This window comes from uncultured Kriegella sp., from assembly GCF_963975415.1.
GTDB lineage: Bacteria > Bacteroidota > Bacteroidia > Flavobacteriales > Flavobacteriaceae > Kriegella.
In genome coordinates this window covers 39,107-58,755 of record NZ_CAXBGN010000019.1, presented here as the reverse complement: position 1 = coordinate 58,755, position 19,649 = coordinate 39,107, and the positions used below count along the sequence as shown (strand labels likewise).

Genomic DNA, 19,649 nt, shown 5'->3' with positions numbered 1-19,649 from the left:
TCCCCGAGGGACTTTCCAACGTATCCAATATGCCGTCGTTGTCATCATCTAAATCTCCCAAATTACAAATACCATCGCCATCACTATCGGTACCATCGTTGGTGGTATCGAAATTGTCTCCTGCAGTAAAGTCGTTGTTTGCTGTGGCGGAACAGTCGTCGCAACCATCCCCGTCGAGGTCTTGGCATACAGATGGGTCCAAGGGGTCAGTATCGCTACCATCAACCACCCCGTCGTTATCACTATCTACATCTAAATAATCTGGTGCTCCATCACCATCAGTATCACAAGAGGATTTAACCACATTGATAAATTGAACATCATCAAACCTTACACGATTTAGTGGATCTGAATTTTGCTCGTCATAAAAATAAAATCTAAAATAAGAAGGCGTATTGCCTTCTAAACTTAGGTTTGGAACAGAATTTGGAATTGAAAGATATCCACCATCGATCATATTACCAATTTGGATATCTTGAAATAATAAATTTGGATTTGTAAAAGAACTACTTGTGCTGAATTCTATAGCAATTTTAAAGTTACCAGCATTATATTCAGGGTCTCCTGAAGAATTTGAATAGAATCCTAAATTTATCGTATTTAAAGACAAGTCTTCGGTTGGAGTGAAGGACAGTTCTATATAATCGTTATCAATTTTAGCATTTGCAAAATTTGTTTCGGTCGCATTTCTAATTAAATAGGTGAAAGCATAATTATCTGTAGTTTCATCCACACCAGAACCAAAAATGACAGTTTGAGCATTTGTAAAATAAGTTTCAGAGCCGGCGGGCAATGTTGCGCTATCTGATTGTCCCCCACTTTCATTATGTGTCCATTCAATTTGAGCATTTGTACAATTATTTAATTCATCAGTATCTAAAACCCCATCATTATCATCATCAGTGTCACCTGAATCACAAAGTCCGTCACCATCGGTATCGGTACCATCATTGGCGGTATCGAAGTTATTACCGACTGAAAAATCATTGCTTGCCGTTGCCGAACAATCGTCACAACTGTCAGCATCCAAATCTTGACAACTGCTTGGGTCTAACGGTGCATTGTCATCACCATCTAAAACACCATCGTTATCATCGTCCGTATCACCAGCATCACATAATCCATCTCCATCGGTATCGGTACCGTCGTTTGCCGTATCGAAATTGTTTCCTACAGAAAAGTCATTATTCGCCGTTGCCGAACAGTCGTCACAACCATCACCATCCAAATCTTGACAACTACTTGGATCTAAAGGTGCGTTATCCGAGGCATCGACGACACCATCGTTATCATCATCTGTATCGGTATTGTTACATATTCCATCGCCATCGGTATCGGTGCCGTCGTTTGCCGTATCGAAATTGTTTCCTACAGAAAAGTCATTATTTGCCGTTGCCGAACAGTCGTCACAGCCATCACCATCTAAATCTTGACAACTACTTGGATCAAAGGGAGCATTATCATCGCCATCAAGTACACCATCGTTATCGTCATCGGTATCACTAGAATCTGGGGTGCCATCACCATCAGTATCCGGATCATTAGTTACTGTAATATTTACAGTAGCAATATCACAAACATCTGGATTGGGATCAGTATTACAAACCTGGTAAATTACGGTTACTGTTGACCCATTCTCAGTTAATAAAGGCGTATAAGCCAATTCACCTGTCAGAGCATCTAAAATTGCCGTTCCGCCTGCGGTTCCACCTGTTCTAGTAATTGTAGTTTCGCCTAGATTATTGGTGTCATTGTTGGGCAAGTAATCATCATTACTTAAAATATTTATATTGGTGGCAACCCCCAATGTAGCATTGGCATAATCATCTTGTACTGTTGGTGCATAAGGATTAGGGTCAGTGGCATCGGGGTGGCCATCACTATCGCTATCTAAATCTAAATGATTTGGCAACCCATCATTATCAACATCATATGCATCTGGTAGGCCATTACCGTCGGCATCGGTATAAATAGTTGCAGTTCCGTCGCCCGTATTACCAACATCTTGTCTTACATCCTTGAAATTTAAAATACCGTCACCATCTTCGTCTCCGAATGGATCTAAGCCCGAGTATTCCTCTAAATCAACTATACCATCATCATCATCATCTGAATCGGTGTTATCCGAAGTGCCGTCACCATCACTATCTCGTGGGTCTCTCCAATCTCTTTCGCCACCTGCTGGATCATCATCGGGAAATGTATTTGGAGTTTGGTTATTGTTAGTCGCCGCATTTGAATTGGTCAAACCACCCGAATCTAAATCAAAACTGTCATCTATTCCATCTAAATCAGTATCGTTTCCAGAAGCAGTGATTTCTGCGATATCATCGCCGTTAGTATCATATGCTTCAACTGTATCGGGTATTCCATCATTATCACTATCGGGATCTAAAAAATCAGGCACACTATCTGGAACGCCAAACATTCCATCTGTATTTGTTGGGGTTAAACCTTGGTTTCCGGTGCCTTCATAGGCATTGTCTAACCCATCATTGTCAGAATCAAGGCCCGATGGTGCAATGTAGGATCCAGTTGCTTGGGCTTCGATATTATCAGGAATTCCATCACCATCTGAATCTAAATCTAAGTGGTTTGGGAAACTATCGTTGTCTTGACTTGCTTCATAAATATCTGGTACACCATCTGAGTTTAAATCTGTATAATCTGCTGGAGACCCGTCGGCTCTTGAAATGTAAGTGGCAGACTGGCCTGAATTATCTGTTGTATCTAAATAATTTGGAAGACCATCGCCATCATTATCACCATTAGGATCGAAACCACCTGATTCAACACTATCTAATATTCCATCATTATCATCGTCTATATCAATATCATCAGTTACCCCATCACCATCAGAATCATCTAAACAAACCGAATATAAGGGAAGACCAATAGGAAAGTCGTTATTGTTTAAATCAAATTGCTTTAGAAAACCATTATTTGCAGTAGTACCGAATTCTACAATATTTACGTCATTATATTCATACATGACCCTACTACGGCTGCCATTATTTTCGTTTTGACTACCCGTAGCGCTTAAATCGGGAGGTGTGTCATCAATTATGAGATTAGTTGGATCGGCAGTTCCTGAAAAGCGAACTGATGCCCCACAGTCTGTTGTTAACGATTCATTATTTGGTCCATCTATATCATTAATAACAAATCTAAAATCATTAAGGGGTATTGGGTTTTGAGATGAATCTAAAAAGGAAAATCTAATTCTATCGGCACCTGTACTATTATGCGTATATACTATATTATCAGCGTTATGCCAAAAATAACCGTTTGCTGGTCCGGCTATTCGTTGTGCCCTAATATAAGTTAAAGAAGGTATTGTCGGTGAGTTGGCAAAAAATAAGGTGTTATTTGTATTGTTGCCAGTTGCTACTCCAGTAACGGCAACATTTTCAAAATTCTGTGCACTTAACTGATGAACTCCCATAAACACAAAAAAGAATAGTATCCCAATTCCCTTGATCATGGGCATGGATACTATCGAATTATAGGTCTTTACGTTGAGTGGATAGCAGCAGATCATAGCTGATTGTTTTTTAGGGAGGTTGTCGTAGTTCTTTTTTTCTTTCGAAATGAAGGTTGCCATTTGGTTAGCGTTTAACTATATAGTTGGTGATTTTGTTGAATTTATTCTTTCAATTAGAATTCAATTGTCAGTGTTAATTAACAAACGTTATTTAAAAAATTAACATTTAATCAAAAATAGAATAACAGATTTTCTGAATATATTTTTTGTTGTGAACGATAATATTTTGTATGCCAATCCTGTTAAGCTTTACATTTTTGCAATGTAAATACTTCATTTTCAAGTTTAAATGGTGTTAACTAGATGTTGAGTTTAACGGAAGTATCGAAGAATACTCCACTCAAATCGACAAGGATATAATTTTTTACCACTTGATATGAGTATAATTTTCTAAGGAACTATAAGCTGTATTTTATCTAGAGAGGCTTCATGATTTTAGCCATTATTATTTTTTAAATTGAAGTTTAAATCATGATAAATTAAGGTATTTGACAAGTTTTGTGTCACTAAACTATTTGATTTAATTGACTTTAAATATGATTATTAGGGGTTGTTTTTTTCATTGAATCATACCCCTCAACAATTCGGCAGCAAGAATCTTTTCAATGCGCATGCGAATTACTTTATCACCAAAAGACAAATAAATTATAATATCATTAGCAATATTAACGTTTGTTCATATATTAGTTACTTGAAAATAATTCACAAAAGTTATATCATTAACCGAGTTCCCCCAAGTATGATGACAAACAGTAAAAAAGAAGTTTTTTTTGAGAATACTTTGAGATTGATTTATGAGAAAGGCTTCAAAGCGACTACGATGGGCGATATTGCCAAAAACTCCAACTTTGAAGTACCCAATGTATATAACTACATTGATTCAAAGGAAGCCTTTTTGGAAACCTATATTTTCAATATTTTTACAGAATTCAACGGCTATATAAGCGATATTATTGAATCTACTTTTTCTCCACGCGAAAAACTGAAATATGTAATCTCAAAACATGTACAGTTCACGATTCAAGAACCTTATCAAGTAGCACTATTCGTGTACGATTGGAGGAATTTATCAGAACCTAAGCTTAGCGAGTTTAAAGTATTAAGAAAAGAGTATTTGTCACGGGTGGAAAGTATTATTGAAGAAGGCATAAACGAAGAACAGTTTAGGCGAATGAACCTTGAAGTGGCTACTTATTTGGTATTCTCTTCATTAAGATGGCTTTTTAGCCTAACTATCGCCAAAGAAGGAAAGGTCAATAGTATAGAATTGGAAAAGCAAATAACCGATTACATCTTTGGGGGCATCGACAAAAGGGATTGATTTCAAACTATCGATGTTTTTAATGTACCCAAAGTCGATTTGCGATTATGGTTGAAAAATACGGCTTTGTACGGGTGCTTTTTTGGGTCGATCCTGCTCTCTTCTTTAATCGAACGACCACGCTTTTAATATGCTTGATTTTATGGTCAAATTCTACTGCACCAAGTGGCCCGTTTAAAAATGGTTTTGCTAGCTTCTTGTAAATCTTGCTTGTCTTTTCTGTGCTACCAATTATTAACTATAGGTGGGCCGTATTGATTCTTAATACGGGAAATTTATATTTGCCGATCGAATTTCCTTTAGAATCATTCTTGCCATGAAAAGGGCTTGGGAAGGTTGTGTTAAAGTTTCTCTTGTTTTTTGGTGAGGATGGTTTTATGTTCATCTGCCAGTCGTCGTTTCAATAGTGTTAAAGTTGATTTCACGGTTAAAAAAACTGAATGTTTGATATGAAGAGGATACGGATATTTTGTATATCCACTTTGTTAATTTTTACGATTCCGAGGAAAACTCCAGACTTTTTTAGAAAGATTAGTTTCTTAACACACTCCGATTATTTGTAAATAGATGCCCCGAATGACCTTTATAAGTAAGGGCTTCTCTTAATTCTCACAATAAATTTTGTCATTTAATCCGTTTTGTTATATTTGTAGGACAAAAGGGATTTATAGATATTATATGAAGTCTAAACTAGCCATTACGACATTGACAGATCAAGTCGAAGAAAGTATCATAGAATATATCAGGGCTAATAATCTGACCCCGGGAGACCCCCTTCCGAATGAAAAAGAATTTGTTGAAATGTTCAGCGTAGGACGTAATGTGGTGCGAGAGGCCTTGAGTCGTCTAAGAATGTTGGGGATCATTGAATCACGTACAAAAAGGGGGATTATCGTCAAAGAACCTCCGTTGTTGAATGGTTTTAAAAAGGTATTGGATCCGCAACTTTTAAGTGTTCCCAGCATAAAGGAATTGATGGGGATGAGGATTGCGCTAGAGGTCGGTATCGCTGAATTTTTGTTTACAAATGTTACGGCGAAAGATGTTGCTGAGCTTGAGCAGATTATTTCAAGGCAACAGGCAATTGGGGTAAATAACTTGTCCATTGAAGATGAAATGCAATTTCATAAGAAGATATATGAAGTAGCCGGAAACGATTTTATACTGCATTTCTATGAGTTGATGCAACCCGTTTTTGTATTTGCCAAACATAACTATGAAAGTTATTTTGAGCCGATCAACAAAAAGTTACAGGAAAGTGATGGTGTTGTTACCCACAGCGATTTGCTGCAAACGATAAAAGATGGTGATAAGAATTTATACCAAGAAAAAATTAGGAGACACTTAAGGCCCTATTGGGAGTTCTTTTATAATTATTAAAATAGAATGATAAAATATAAAACAAAAGGTTTGATTGCTGCTCCATTTACGGCAATGGATGAAAAAGGTTCAGTGAACTTAGAAATTATTGAGTCGTATGCCGATCATCTGAAGGGGATGGGGGTGAAAGGCGCCTTCGTTGCTGGGACTACCGGAGAAGGAATGTTGTTGAGCGATGAAGAAAGGTTGACGGTTATAAAGACTTGGATTGACCAAAAAACTGATGATTTTCGTGTGATAGCCCATGCGGGGAGTACGAGTCTTTCCAGTGCCAAGACAATAGCTTACGAATCGGCAAGGGCCGGTGCCGATGCCATTGCCATAATGGGGCCTCCGTTCTTGGGGCCCAAAAATGTGGAGGATTTGGTGGACTTTTGTAAGGATGTTGCGCTGGCCGCACCTGAAACTCCATTTTATTATTATCACATGCCGGTCTTATCGGGAGTAAATATTTCAATGACCGAATTTCTGAACCAGGCAGAAAATAAGATACCCAATCTTGCCGGAATCAAATTCACCGATAACAATTTAATGGAAATGTCGAATTGCCTTTCGGTGGACAATGGTAAATGGGATATTCTGCATGGCTATGATGAGCTGTTGATAGCAGGGTTGGCATTTGGAGCGGAAGGGGCCGTTGGCAGCACGTACAATTTTATAGCGCCTCTGTATTACGGTATAATCGAAGATTTTCAAAAAGGGGATATCGAGAGTGCTAGGAAAAAACAACGGAAATCTATCGAGTTTATAGCTATTTTGATTCGATATCATGGCGCCTTGGTTTCTGGGAAAGCTTTAATGGGGTTGTTAGGTATTGATTGTGGGGCTTGTCGAAAACCAATGCCTCAACTTACGCCTGATGAGCGGGTGAACTTTGAATCAGAACTTCGCGATTGGGGGTTCTTTGAAATGGTCCGTTCTTTTCCCCAATTAGAATGAAATAGTGTAGTAAAAAAAGTTGAAATATCGATTTATAAGAATAGAAAAAAGCCCCGCGTTTGCGGCGCAGGGCAATTATTAACTCAAAAAAACATGAATTAATTCTTAACACTTCAAATTTATGAAAAAAGCAAGCTATTCACCAGCGAAAAGGAATATTGTTCTTTCTATGCTCAGGAAAGCAATGTTCAGAAGTTTTCCAATGGTCTTTTTTTGTCTATGTACTATATCGGGTTTTGCACAGAACACAATTACCGTTTCTGGCGTTGTATCAGATAATTCTGAGGTACCCTTGCCAGGGGTCAGTATCGTAGAAAAAGGCACTACAAATGGAGTCACTACTGATTTTGACGGACGATATAGTATTAAGGTCGCATCAAACGCTACTTTGATTTTTACGTATTTGGGCATGGCGACACAAGAAATATCATTAAACGGTAGAGGGGTTGTCGACATTACGCTTCAAGAATCTACAGAAAGTCTTGATGAAGTAGTGGTCGTTGGTTTTGGAACGCAATCTAGGTCATTAATGTCTAGTTCTGTGTCTAAAATTAAACAGACTGAAATTCAAAATAGTCCCGCCGTTAACCCGGTTCAGCTTTTACAGGGAAAAGTAGCCGGTCTAAGTGTAAATGTTGACTCGGGACAGCCAGGCTCTGGAGCAGCGGTATATATTCGAGGGGGGACACAAACCGACCCCCGTTCCGCTGCAAACGAACCGCTTTATATAATCGATGGTGTTTTTCGAGAAGACCTGAATGGAGTTAGTCCAAGTGATATTAAATCGATTGAAGTTCTTAAAGATGCTGCTTCTACTGCAATATATGGAGCTCGCGCGGCTAATGGGGTCATTTTAGTGACTACCATAACGGGCAAGGGAGCAGGTAAGGGAAGTATAAATATTCGCTACTCGTCCGGAGTGGATCAGCAGGCAAAAGATTATAATTGGACGAGTGTGGAAGACTATCTTCGGGTATCTCGTATTGCGGCGCAAAAGGGTATAAGCTTAAATAGTCCTGGAGCAAGGTTGTCGAATGCCAATTTTGGCTATTCCGTGCAAGAGGTAACCGAAAAAGGTGAATTTGGCTTTGAGCGTGTTGCACTGACTTACTTAGATGATTTGACGGCTTTAGAGGGGCAGGGCTATGTCGACAATCTCTTAAATAATGGCTATAGAACCATGACAGATCCCGTAACGGGAAAACAACTTATTTTTCTTGATAATGAACTTAATGAGATAAGGGTTAGAACAGCGGTAAGTCACGATATAAACGTTAGTATGAATGGTTCTTCTGAAATGGGGAGCTATAATATAAGTGCGGGCTACTTAAATCAAGAAGGTGTTGTTATTGGAACTGAAGCAACACGGTTTAATACTTTGATGAATGGCTCATTTAATGTTAATGATAAATTAAGGGTAAATGGCCAATTTACCTACCAGTTCAATGATGTCGACCAGCCTAGAAGCACAAACAATACAATTAATAGATCTTCTAGATTACCACATACCTATAGAATTTGGAATGATGACGGTACACCCGCATTAGGTGAAAATACCAGCTCACCAAGAAATATATTTCATGAATTGTATTATCAAGATGATGAAAGAAAGCAATTCAGAACAAGTAGTAAAATCGGACTTGATTGGGATATTGTAAAAGGACTTTCTTTTTCGCCAAGTGCTTCCGTTTACAGATTTGAAAGCAATGGCAATTTCTTTGAAAGAGCTTCAAGGGAGATAACCAACAGGGCTATGTCTAGATTTAATGATACCCAAAATCAGGTAATGTTGGATGGTCTTTTAAAATATACGAACACCTATAAAGAAAACCACAACCTTGATGTCTTGTTGGGAACGCAATATGTAAAAAATCATTACGAAAGTTTTAGTGGTAGCGGTAGTAATGCACCTACCGATTTAATATCAACTTTAAATGCATCCGAGACCGAAAGGGAAAGGGTTTCTTCCGATATTTCTACGAATAAATTAATGAGCTTTTTCGGTAAATTGGATTATAATTATGCGCGTAAATACCTTATAGGTTTTAGCATCAGGCGTGATGGGTCTTCGAGATTTTCCGAAAATAATAGGTTTGGTGTTTTTCCTGCGGTATCCGCAGGATGGAATGTGCACAAAGAACAATTTTGGAAATCAGATTTAATTAGCAAAATTAAGATAAGGGGAAGTTGGGGTAAGGCCGGAAACGACAATTTGGCCCTTTCCGATACCCAAGGAGGGTTTGCCTCTACTTCATACGCTTTGGGCAGTGCCGTTAGAATTTCAAAACTACCAAATTTGAATCTGAAGTGGGAAACGACCACTCAAACCAATATTGGGGTGGACTTAGGTATCGCCAAGGATCGATTCAATATTTTGTTCGACTATTATGATAAGGTAACCTCAGACAGGTTGTTGAATATGCCGCTTCCTGCCCAAACCGGATTTAGTAGTATCAGAAGCAACTTTGGATCCATTAGTAATCAAGGCTTGGAAGTGGAACTTAATGGAACCATTATTGCCAAAGAAAACTTTTCTTGGAATGTGGCTGCAAATATTGCATATAATAAAAGCGAAGTTACCGAATTACCAGACAACGAATTTGATAAAAACCGAAGCGGAGGGCTCATAATTTGGGATGAAAATGGCAATGAAAAACGTGTTGGCGGTCTAGCTGAGGGGGAAAGACCTAACGGAGTTTGGGCCTATGAAATGATAGGTGTATATGCAACCGACGAGGAGGCTGCAAATGCCCCTGACGATCAAATCATGTCTGGGTATTATAGGTCTCAATACGGTGGCGCCAAAAATGGTGGGGATGCTATCTGGAAAGATGTAAATGGAGACAATATTATAGATTCACGAGACAGGGTATTCATGGGCTATATAGATCCTAATATTCGGGGAGGAATGGTAAATACGCTTAATTATAAAGGGTTTACGTTAAGACTGGTACAAGACATGGCAATGGGTCACGTTATTTGGAATAATTTTAGGGCTAGGTCTAATGCCAATTCAAGAAATAATGTAGTTACCAATACCGACGTGCTTAGCGATGCCATGTGGAAAGAACAAGGAGATATCGCCACCTTGCCCAGGTATGATAATGCTTCGGGGGCAGATAACGGACCAGGAAACCATCATAGACAATCTAATGTTTACACTAAAAAGGGAGATTATTTATCTTTTAGAGAAGTGTCTTTGAGCTATTTATTTCCTAAGGATATTAGTGGGAAATTAGGAATGAGCAATACCAGTCTTGGTTTAGAATTTTACAATTTGGGCTACATCACCAAATATGATGGCTTGACACCTGAGCAATTTGATGGTACAGATGAAGGAATATATCCAAGGCCTTTTCAGCTACGACTGAGATTAACTGCTTCTTTTTAATAAACTGAAAACAAAATTTGATTATGAAAAACTTATATAGAATTTTTAGGTTCCCAATTTTTTGTGTGCTTTTAATTGGTCTTGTCGGATGTGAGGATGTTTTAGATACAGAAGTACCTTCTGATATTGTTTTTGGAAATTTCCCGGCCAATGGGCAAGAGGCTCAGGCATTGTTGCAAGGAATCTACAGAGACTTAAAGGATGATTACAATAATACGTATTATCATGAGGATAGGGGAGATGGTTTTGAAGTTGGGGTAATCGGTACCGTATCTGATGCATGGAGTCAGAATATTACTGCAACCAATGGAACTTCATGGACGACTTATTATGGAGCCATTAACAATATTAACTACTTGTTATATGTGGTCGATGACCTTGCTTTTTCTAAAGAATCGGATAGAGATCAATTGAAAGCGGAAGCGCTTTTTTTAAGGGCAACATACTATTTCTTTATGGCTAAAATTTGGGGTGATGTGCCGCTACTCTTAGAACCCGTCATATCGCCGGATACCGAAGTCGTCAGAAGGTCGCCCGTGGCACAAGTTTTTACACAAATCAATGCCGATATTTCAGAGGCACTATCACTATTTCCAAATGACGGTTTTATCGATAAGAACTTTGCATCAAAACCAGCGACCTACGCACTCCAGGCCGATGTAAAAATGTGGACGGGAAAAGTATTGGGTGGTGGTGCGGCAGATTTTGATGCAGCCTTGTCTGCTATTCAGAATATTGAAAATCAAGGGGCCTCGCTCTTAGATTCGTTTGCAGATGTTTTTGATACCAAAAACCATGATGAAATAATTTTTGCGATTTTTAACGATCGTGATGAAGTAAGAAATCATTACGCAAGTACGCTTTCTGTCAGGGATGTCAATTATGACCCAGAAGCAAGTCCGGGTGTTCCAGGAAGTAGTAGTAATGTCAGACACAACTATTCCCCCAGCGAGCATACAAGAAGCCTGTTCGCTAATGATACGGATGTAAGGCAAGATAGAACCTTTCTTCCTTTTTATTTAGAATCAGGCGGACCAATAATTTCTTATTCCCAAACGAGATATTACGGAGAGATCATCGATGGGGTTCGCTTATTTACCAATGATTTTATTATCTACAGGTGGGCCGATATGCTATTATTGCGCGCTGAAGCCTATGCGGCAAAAAATGATTTGGAAAATGCCGTGATTGCATTAAATCTTGTCCGAAATAGGGCGGGAAATGCTGATTATTCAGGTTTGATGGAACAAGGTTCCGTCAATCTCGAAATATTGGCAGAAAGAGGGCGCGAACTGTTTTTAGAGCCGAAAAGATGGTGGGACCTGAGAAGGTTCCATGCAGACGGTACCATTGACGTCTATAGTTTTGTTCCCAATTTACAAGGGATGACAACCCCTTTGTATTGGTCAGTAAGTCAGTCGGTTATGGCTGAAAATACCCTGATTGAACAAACGGAAGGTTATGATTGAAAATGCGTATGAATTTTTAAAATTTAAAGATGAAAAGAGTATTGTTTTTTGCGTGGCAGGTTAGTTTTCTATTGGTAGCTACGAGTGGTTTTTCCCAAGTATTCGGTAAACAGGGCTTTGATCTTCCCATAATTGATTTAGATAATGAGGAGGCATTGCAAGTTGTTGTCGATAAAGAAAAAGGCCAATACTTGGGGCACCCCACAACAGTGCTCTTAAAAGATGGTAAAACCATAATTTGCGTATATCCCAAGGGTCATGGAAAGGGAGGCGTGGTCATGAAAAAATCCAATGACGGAGGTAAAACGTGGTCTCCGCGTATGAAAACTCCCGAAAGTTGGTTGACAAGTAAAGAGGTGCCTACTATCTATCCTACAACCGATGCCAAAGGTGTTGATAGACTGATTATGTTCAGTGGGACCCAAGATCATGTAGAAGGAGCCATACGAATGTCGGTATCGGAAGACCAAGGGAAGAATTGGTCGGAATTAAAACCTATCGGAACCTACAAAGGAATTGTCGCAATGGCCGATTGCATTCCATTAAAGGAAGCGGGTCATTATTTGGCAACTTTCCATATTCGTGGTCCTGAAAAATCTATGATCTTATATCAGGTAGAAAGTTTAGATGGGGGACTCACTTGGGGAGAACCGAAAGAATTGTATAGGGCCGCAAGCCATCATCTTTGTGAAGCGGGCTTAATTTATAGTCCTGATAAGAGTGAAATTGCCATGTTGTTAAGGGAGAACGCCCGTAACTATAATAGTCAGATCATGTTCAGTTCCGACGAGGGAAAAACTTGGAGCAAACCAAAACCCATGCCTGGATCGCTCAATGGTGATCGCCATCAGGGAATATATATGCCCGATGGCCGGTTGTTGATACAGTTCAGGGATAATACGCCTCGCAATAGGCCTGGTAATGAGCTGAGTCCTACAGAGGGAGATTGGGTAGGATGGGTCGGAAGCTGGGATGATCTAAAAAATGGTTATGAAGGCCAGTTTAGAATCCGCTTCAAAGACAATACAAAGGGATGGGATTCCACATACCCGGCAGCGGAGCTATTACCTGATGGCACTTTGGTTTGCACTACCTATGGCCATTGGGATGCGGGCGAGCAACCTTATATTCTTTCTTTTCGATTTTCGGTGGATCTTTTAAACAATAGGTTAAAGAAGTTGAAAAGACAAGAACAGGGTGCTATTGAAAACATTATGAAATAAGAGTAACGTCATTGCATCATACGATTCGCGGGAAATACAAACTACCGGGAATAACTGGAAGAGTTGAGTTAGTTTAGTTCAGTTTAGTTTTAGAAATTGAAGCAGGGGGAGACTTCTGCTTCAATACTCTATTAAGTTTTTAACTAGCCCATTATGGTCATGTTTTTCTAAAAAGAATGGCACTCAATATTTTATGCAGGAAAAATGATTTGAATTTATAATTGGCATTTCTTCTTTCATTTGATTGCTGCCATTTTAAAGATTTTAATAAATGACAAATTTCGCCTTTGGCACACAAGCAATTTACGTGCGTTTAATCTTGATGTTTTTTTTACTTTTTTTTACTTCATGTCTTTCAAAGCATCAAGAAAATATAACAAGGAAATATTCTAAACCTAATATTATAATAGTGATGTTGGACGATCTCGGGTTTTCGGACATTAGCTGCTATGGTAGTGAAATACCAACTCCCAATATCGATGCTCTAGCGAATAATGGACTAAAATATACCCAATTTCGAAATGCAGCACGCTGCTGCCCCACAAGGGCAAGTTTAATGACCGGATTGTATCCTCACCAAGCAGGAATTGGACATATGATGAACGATTTGGGCTATGAGGGTTATAAAGGGGATTTGAGCATAAAATCCGTAACAATTGCGCAAGTGTTAAAATCAGCCGGCTATATCACCTATATGGCAGGGAAATGGCATCTGACCCGTTTTACAAAGCCATTGGACTCAACCCATAACTGGCCAATTCAAAGAGGGTTTGATAAGTTTTACGGCACCCTTCCAGGCTATGGAAGTCAATATAACCCAGTTGGTCTAATGGAAAATAATAACTTCATTAGTCCACCAAAAGAGTTTTATTATACCGATGCATTGACTCAGAAATCCGTGTCATATATCAATGAAGCAAGCGAAACGCAAAAGCCATTTTTTTTGTACCTAGCTTATACTGCTCCCCATTATCCGTTACATGCCACGAAGAAGGCCATTGATAGACATAGAGGGAGATTTTCAAAGGGCTGGGATAGTTTACGTAGTACGAGATTCGGTAGGTTGAAAAATCTGGGCATGCTGAGGCCGGAAACAAAATTACCGGAACGTGATGGAATGAGTATATCATGGGAAGATGAGCCCAATCAAGGATGGCAGGAGTCGAGAATGGAAGCTTATGCCGGAATGATAGAGCATATAGATCAAGGTATAGGAAATATCATGCGGGCACTTGAGGTTAATGAACAATTGGATAATACCATTATCTTCTTTTTATCTGATAATGGTGGTTCAGCGGAAGGCCATATAAATAATACTGTTGAACGTTGGGGAACGCCATGGAAAAGTCCATTGATTCCAGAAAAGACAAAGAACGGCGAAATAGTAACTTCAGGTGATTTCGTTGGTTTGGAGTTGGGTCCTGAACACACTTTTGGTAGTTACGGCCCCAAATGGTCCAATCTATCCAACGCTCCCTTTCGAATGCACAAAAACTGGGTGCATGAAGGAGGTATATCTACTCCTTTTATAGTCCATTGGCCAAACGGAATAGAAGATAAGGGAACAATGCGCCATCAAAGGGGGCATGTTATGGACATCATGGCAACCTGCTTGGAAATCTCAGGAGCAACCTATCCTACTGAAAATAATGGCCACTCTATAAAAGCGCTACAGGGAATAAGCTTGGTGCCATCATTTAGAAATAACGGGTTGGACAGAAAAGAACCTTTGTTTTGGGAACACGAAGGAAATCGGGCCGTAATAAGAGATCGGTGGAAATTGGTATCGGCATATCCCGGTAGTTGGTCTAGTATGATGGAGTTTGAAAACCATGGGAATTGGGAGTTGTACGATTTAGAAATAGATAGAACAGAAACCAATAACCTAGCTGCACAATTTCCCGAAATTGTTGAAGAACTTTCAAAAGATTGGAAACACTGGGCCGATAATAATGGGGTAGTCAATTATAGGGACCTTAATCTCGAAACATATTGAAAACAAGTCACTTTTAAACAATTATATTGATGAAAATAAATCAAACTACTTCAGTAATGAAAATGATACTGCTATTTTTTCTGGCAATTTTATTAGGCTGTAAAAATGACCCAGAGGTTAATGAAAGGCTTACCACCAAAACATTCAATTACCCTGTACTAATAGGTAAAGAAAACAACCCTATTTTAAGAATTCAATTGGATAATAGTGTTGAAGATGAATCAGTAAATGCTATTCAACTCAATATGGGCGAAACCAACTTGGATAATGTAAAGAACGTTCGTGTTTTTTATGCAGGGCAAGATTCATTGTTCAGCGATCAGGTGTTGTTTAAATCTTTAAAACCATCTTCAAAAGAGTTGAGTCTGGAAGGTTCTCAAACACTAAAAGAGGGGAACAATTATTTTTGGGTTTCTTATGAATTGGAGGATAATTCAGATGTAACTGAAAAGGTCTATGCCAAAATTGATTTTGTTACAGTAGGAGACCAAAAACTAGGAGTGTCAAACTCAGATGGTGTTGTGGGCCAACGTATCGGGGTAGCCGTACGACAACATCAAGAAGATAATGTGCACACCTACCGTATTCCAGGGTTGACCACCACAAATGAAGGTAGTTTATTGGCGATTTATGATGTTCGACGGGATTCCCGCAGGGACCTACAAGGTAATATGGATATTGGAGTGAGTCGTTCAACCGACGGGGGCAATACCTGGGAACCAATGCGTATAGCGCTTGATATGGGAGAATGGGGCGGATTGCCACAAAAATTCAATGGGGTCAGCGATGCCAATATTTTGGTAGACAAGAACACCGGAACGATATATTTGGCCGGGCTTTGGATGCATGGAGTAATTAATGCAGATGGTATTTGGGTAGAAAATTTGACCGAAGATAGTGAAGAATGGAACCACCAATGGAGAACGAAGGGGTCTCAACCAGGGTTGGGGGTTAAACAAAGCAGTCAATTTCTGATCACCAAAAGTACTGATGATGGAAAGACCTGGAGTGAGCCCATTAATTTAACGGAGATGTGCAAAAATCCGAAATGGTGGCTCTGGGCACCGGCACCTGGACATGGAATTACTCTCAAAGATGGCACCTTGGTTATGCCTACACAAGGAAGAGATGAAAATGGTCTTCCATTTTCCAATATTACGTACACCAAAGATGGTGGGAAAACATGGAAAACCAGTAAACCGGCTTCTCATAGCACAACCGAATGTATGGCTGTGGAACTTTCCGATGGTTCAATTATGCTAAACATTCGAGACAATCGAAATAGGGAGAATAAATCGGAAACCAATGGTCGGGCGGTTATGGTTACAGATGATCTGGGAGAAACTTGGTCAGAACATCCTAGCTCGCATGGCGCCCTCATAGAGCCTACATGTATGGCCAGTATTCACCGGCATAATTATGTGGATACTGAAGGTATTTCAAAGAGTATTTTATTGTTTTCCAATCCCAATTCCAAATACAAACGAATCAAACAGACTATAAAAGTAAGTTTAGATAATGGTGAAACTTGGCCAGACAAATATTGGATGGAGCTTGATGAGGGGAGTGGCTCAGGATATTCATGTATTACCTCTGTCGACAATGATCATATCGGAATTCTTTACGAAGGAAGTCAAGTGCAAATGACATTTCAAAAAATAAAAATTGATGAACTCATCAAATAGTACAATTCAAGACGACGGTCTCGAAGAGGTTGCGCATTTGAAATGCACGAGCCTCCTTTTTCTTCTTATTCTTTTGTTGCTTTTCCACGTCACGGCATATAGCCAAGATGGTTATTTCGGGTTTTCAAACCTTCCTGATTTGCCCCCCAACCCTAGTCTGCAAATTCAACCAGGGGTCGCGGGAGCATATATCGGTGTCGACGATGACGTATTGATTGTGGCGGGTGGAGCTAATTTTCCTGATAAGATGCCATGGGATGGTGGAATAAAGCAATATCACGACGATATTTTTATACTTAAGAAAGGCAAAGAAGGCGAATACAAATGGCAAATTACGTCTGATAAAATTCCATTTACGGCCGCCTACGGAGGTACGATTCAAACTAATAATGGACTTTTATGTTTTGGTGGTAATACCCTAGATACGTGTATCTCCGAGAGCTGGTTTATAGACTACGACCCTAAGACTGATCAAATAGAGATTAGACCCGGACCTAGTTTGCCCCGACCATTGACCAACTTCGCATTTGCAAAGGTGGACAATGCGGTTTATGTCGCTGGAGGAATTTCCGATTTTGGAGGTGCGGCACAAAACTCTTTTTTCAAACTAGATTTGATTGCTGGCAATAATGGTCTTGGAAAATGGGAAAAATTAACCCCATGGAAGGGCAAGCCTAGAGCGTTTTCCGTGGGTGCCGCCCAAAGCAACGGTTTAGACAATTGTTTTTACCTATTCTCAGGACGGAATATTGATTTTAATGGGGAATGGGATCCACTATTCGATGCTCATGTTTATAACCCATCTACCGATGAATGGAAAGTAATTGCTGAAGGAATAGACCAGAAATTCAAGGTAATGGCCGGCACTGCATTTCCCGTTGGGGCAAGTTCCATTATTTTTACCTCAGGTTCCGATGGTAGTCTGGCAAAGAAAGAGATTAAGATTAAAAACAGGATAGCCAAATTGGAAAGCCAGTTGGAAAATGGCGAAGAGGTTGGTCAAATGTTGGAATTAGCCAATGGGCAATTGTCAGAACATCTTGTTGACCACCCTGGTTTTGGGAAAAAAATATTCGGATTTAATACGATTTCTCAAGAGTTTTATGAGTTAGGTGAGCTGCCGAGTACGGGGCAAGTAACTACTACGGCCGTCGCATGGGGAGAAGATATCGTGGTGGCCTCCGGGGAAATTCGACCCGGTGTTCGAACACCGGAAATTCTCAAAATCAAAATAGATAGAGATGCCGAACACCTTGGTATCATAGACATCGTGGTAATCGTTCTTTATTTTCTTATTCTGGCGTGGATGGGGTATTTTTTCTCAAAAAGGCAAAAAAGTACGGAAGATTATTTTAAGGGAGGTGGTCGTATTCCGTGGTGGGCAGCCGGGTTGAGTATTTTTGGAACAGCACTAAGTGCCATTACGTTTATGGCCATTCCTGCAAAGACTTTTGCCACAGATTGGTCTTATTTTATGCTCAATATGACCATCTTCTTGGTGGCGCCGTTAATTGTGTTTGGGTTTATTCCTTTTTTTAGAAAGCTCAATGTCACGACTGCCTATGAATTTTTAGAGGCTAGGTTCAATCTGACAATCAGACTTGTGGGTAGCTTGTCTTTTATTTTGTTTCAAATTGGCCGCATGGGTGTTGTAATGTTTCTACCTTCTATCGCATTGAATGTGGTCACGGGTATTGATATTTTTGTTTGTATTTCATTAATGGGGGTAGTAAGTATGGTTTATACCATATACGGTGGTATAGAAGCGGTAATTTGGACAGATGTAGTACAAGTGATTGTGTTGTTGGGAGGAGCTATATGGTCGTTGATATTAATGATCAATACGATAGATGGTGGGGTATCGGGTATATTTGAAATGGCTGACACCAATGATAAATTTAATATTGTTGACCTTGATTGGTCTTTAAAACGACCTACGGTATGGGTAATGCTCTTGGGGGGCATCTTTGCCAATATCACTACTTATGGTACAGACCAGACAATGGTACAGCGCTACTTGACTACCAAGACCCAAAAAGAAGCTCAAAAAAGTGTTTGGACCAATGCAATTCTGACAATTCCGGCTACTTTGATATTCTTTTTTGTGGGCACGACTTTATTCGCTTTTTTTAAGAATTACCCCAATGAGATGAACCCGACCTTTGAAAATAATGATGCTATTTTTCCTTGGTATATAGTTTCGGAGTTACCGGCTGGCGTATCTGGACTGTTGATTGCTGCAATATTTGCAGCGGCAATGAGCAGTTTGAGCAGTAGTATGAATTCAGCTGCAACTTCCTATGCCACGGATATCCATTTTCGATTTGGCTGGAATAAAAATCTTGGTGAGCTGAAATTAGCTAGAAGGGCAACCTTGATAATTGGTGTCGTGGGAACTCTTTTTGCGTTTATGATGGCCACTATGGATGTAAAATCCCTTTGGGATGAATTCCAAAAGGTCCTTGGTTTGGTTATTGGTGGCTTGGGCGGGGTTTTCCTCTTGGGAATATTTACCAAAAAAGCCAATTCCATTGGGGTTTTGATAGGGATTGCGGTTAGCATCGTAGTACAGGTGTTGGTGGCGATGTCAGAACCCGTGCATCTATTAATGTATTCGGCCACCGGGGTAATATCTTGTTTTTTGGTCGGGTACATCGCAAGTCTGGTTTTTAGGGACAAATAATTACTAGTAGCCTTGAGA

9 protein-coding genes and 1 pseudogene are annotated in these 19,649 nt (G+C 39.6%); 9 read left to right on the top strand and 1 reads right to left on the bottom strand.

All coding sequences use genetic code 11. The features are described 5' to 3' along the window. Positions 1-3,604 (bottom strand): annotated as a pseudogene (locus AACZ88_RS23370) (hypothetical protein); the annotation flags it as partial. 679 nt (positions 3,605-4,283) lie between these two features. Between AACZ88_RS23370 and AACZ88_RS23365 the strand changes: the two are divergent. The 9 genes from AACZ88_RS23365 (at position 4,284) to AACZ88_RS23325 (ending at position 19,631) form a co-directional block, all read left to right on the top strand. Beyond that, positions 4,284-4,865 carry a TetR family transcriptional regulator gene (locus AACZ88_RS23365; protein ID WP_339716061.1) on the top strand — a complete coding sequence of 194 codons (582 nt, stop codon included), beginning with the start codon at positions 4,284-4,286 and terminating at the stop codon, positions 4,863-4,865. A 678-nt stretch (positions 4,866-5,543) separates the two neighbouring features. After that, on the top strand, positions 5,544-6,245 hold the full coding sequence (locus AACZ88_RS23360) for a FadR/GntR family transcriptional regulator (RefSeq protein ID WP_339716058.1): 702 nt from the start codon (positions 5,544-5,546) through the stop codon (positions 6,243-6,245). A gap of 6 nt (positions 6,246-6,251) precedes the next feature. Then, complete coding sequence (locus tag AACZ88_RS23355) at positions 6,252-7,184, top strand: dihydrodipicolinate synthase family protein (RefSeq protein WP_339716055.1); 933 nt, start codon at positions 6,252-6,254, stop codon at positions 7,182-7,184. A gap of 121 nt (positions 7,185-7,305) precedes the next feature. Further along, complete coding sequence (locus AACZ88_RS23350) at positions 7,306-10,575, top strand: SusC/RagA family TonB-linked outer membrane protein (protein ID WP_339716052.1); 3,270 nt, start codon at positions 7,306-7,308, stop codon at positions 10,573-10,575. A 23-nt stretch (positions 10,576-10,598) separates the two neighbouring features. Further along, complete coding sequence (locus AACZ88_RS23345; protein WP_339716050.1) at positions 10,599-12,044, top strand: RagB/SusD family nutrient uptake outer membrane protein; 1,446 nt, start codon at positions 10,599-10,601, stop codon at positions 12,042-12,044. Between the two features lie 29 nt (positions 12,045-12,073). Then, the gene (locus AACZ88_RS23340) at positions 12,074-13,267 is read left to right on the top strand and encodes a sialidase family protein (RefSeq protein ID WP_339716047.1); all 1,194 of its coding nucleotides are present in this window, start codon (positions 12,074-12,076) and stop codon (positions 13,265-13,267) included. A gap of 271 nt (positions 13,268-13,538) precedes the next feature. After that, entirely contained in the window at positions 13,539-15,263 is a 1,725-nt protein-coding gene (locus tag AACZ88_RS23335) for an arylsulfatase (protein WP_339716044.1), read from the top strand. Positions 15,264-15,292: 29 nt separating this feature from the next. Next, positions 15,293-16,948: a sialidase family protein gene (locus AACZ88_RS23330; protein WP_339716042.1), complete on the top strand. Its 1,656-nt coding sequence runs from the start codon at positions 15,293-15,295 to the stop codon at positions 16,946-16,948. After that, entirely contained in the window at positions 16,932-19,631 is a 2,700-nt protein-coding gene (locus AACZ88_RS23325; RefSeq protein ID WP_339716039.1) for a sodium/solute symporter, read from the top strand. The genes AACZ88_RS23330 and AACZ88_RS23325 overlap by 17 nt, the downstream gene beginning before the upstream one ends. Positions 19,632-19,649: the final 18 nt, after the last annotated feature.

Bases quoted from the DNA above. Each gene is read 5' to 3' on its own strand.
- AACZ88_RS23330 (WP_339716042.1), top strand. From the start codon at position 15,293: ATGAAAATAAATCAAACTACTTCAGTAATGAAAATGATACTGCTATTT.
- AACZ88_RS23360 (WP_339716058.1), top strand. From the start codon at position 5,544: ATGAAGTCTAAACTAGCCATTACGACATTGACAGATCAAGTCGAAGAA.
- AACZ88_RS23345 (WP_339716050.1), top strand. From the start codon at position 10,599: ATGAAAAACTTATATAGAATTTTTAGGTTCCCAATTTTTTGTGTGCTT.
- AACZ88_RS23325 (WP_339716039.1), top strand. From the start codon at position 16,932: ATGAACTCATCAAATAGTACAATTCAAGACGACGGTCTCGAAGAGGTT.
- AACZ88_RS23365 (WP_339716061.1), top strand. From the start codon at position 4,284: ATGATGACAAACAGTAAAAAAGAAGTTTTTTTTGAGAATACTTTGAGA.
- AACZ88_RS23355 (WP_339716055.1), top strand. From the start codon at position 6,252: ATGATAAAATATAAAACAAAAGGTTTGATTGCTGCTCCATTTACGGCA.
- AACZ88_RS23340 (WP_339716047.1), top strand. From the start codon at position 12,074: ATGAAAAGAGTATTGTTTTTTGCGTGGCAGGTTAGTTTTCTATTGGTA.
- AACZ88_RS23335 (WP_339716044.1), top strand. From the start codon at position 13,539: ATGACAAATTTCGCCTTTGGCACACAAGCAATTTACGTGCGTTTAATC.
- AACZ88_RS23350 (WP_339716052.1), top strand. From the start codon at position 7,306: ATGAAAAAAGCAAGCTATTCACCAGCGAAAAGGAATATTGTTCTTTCT.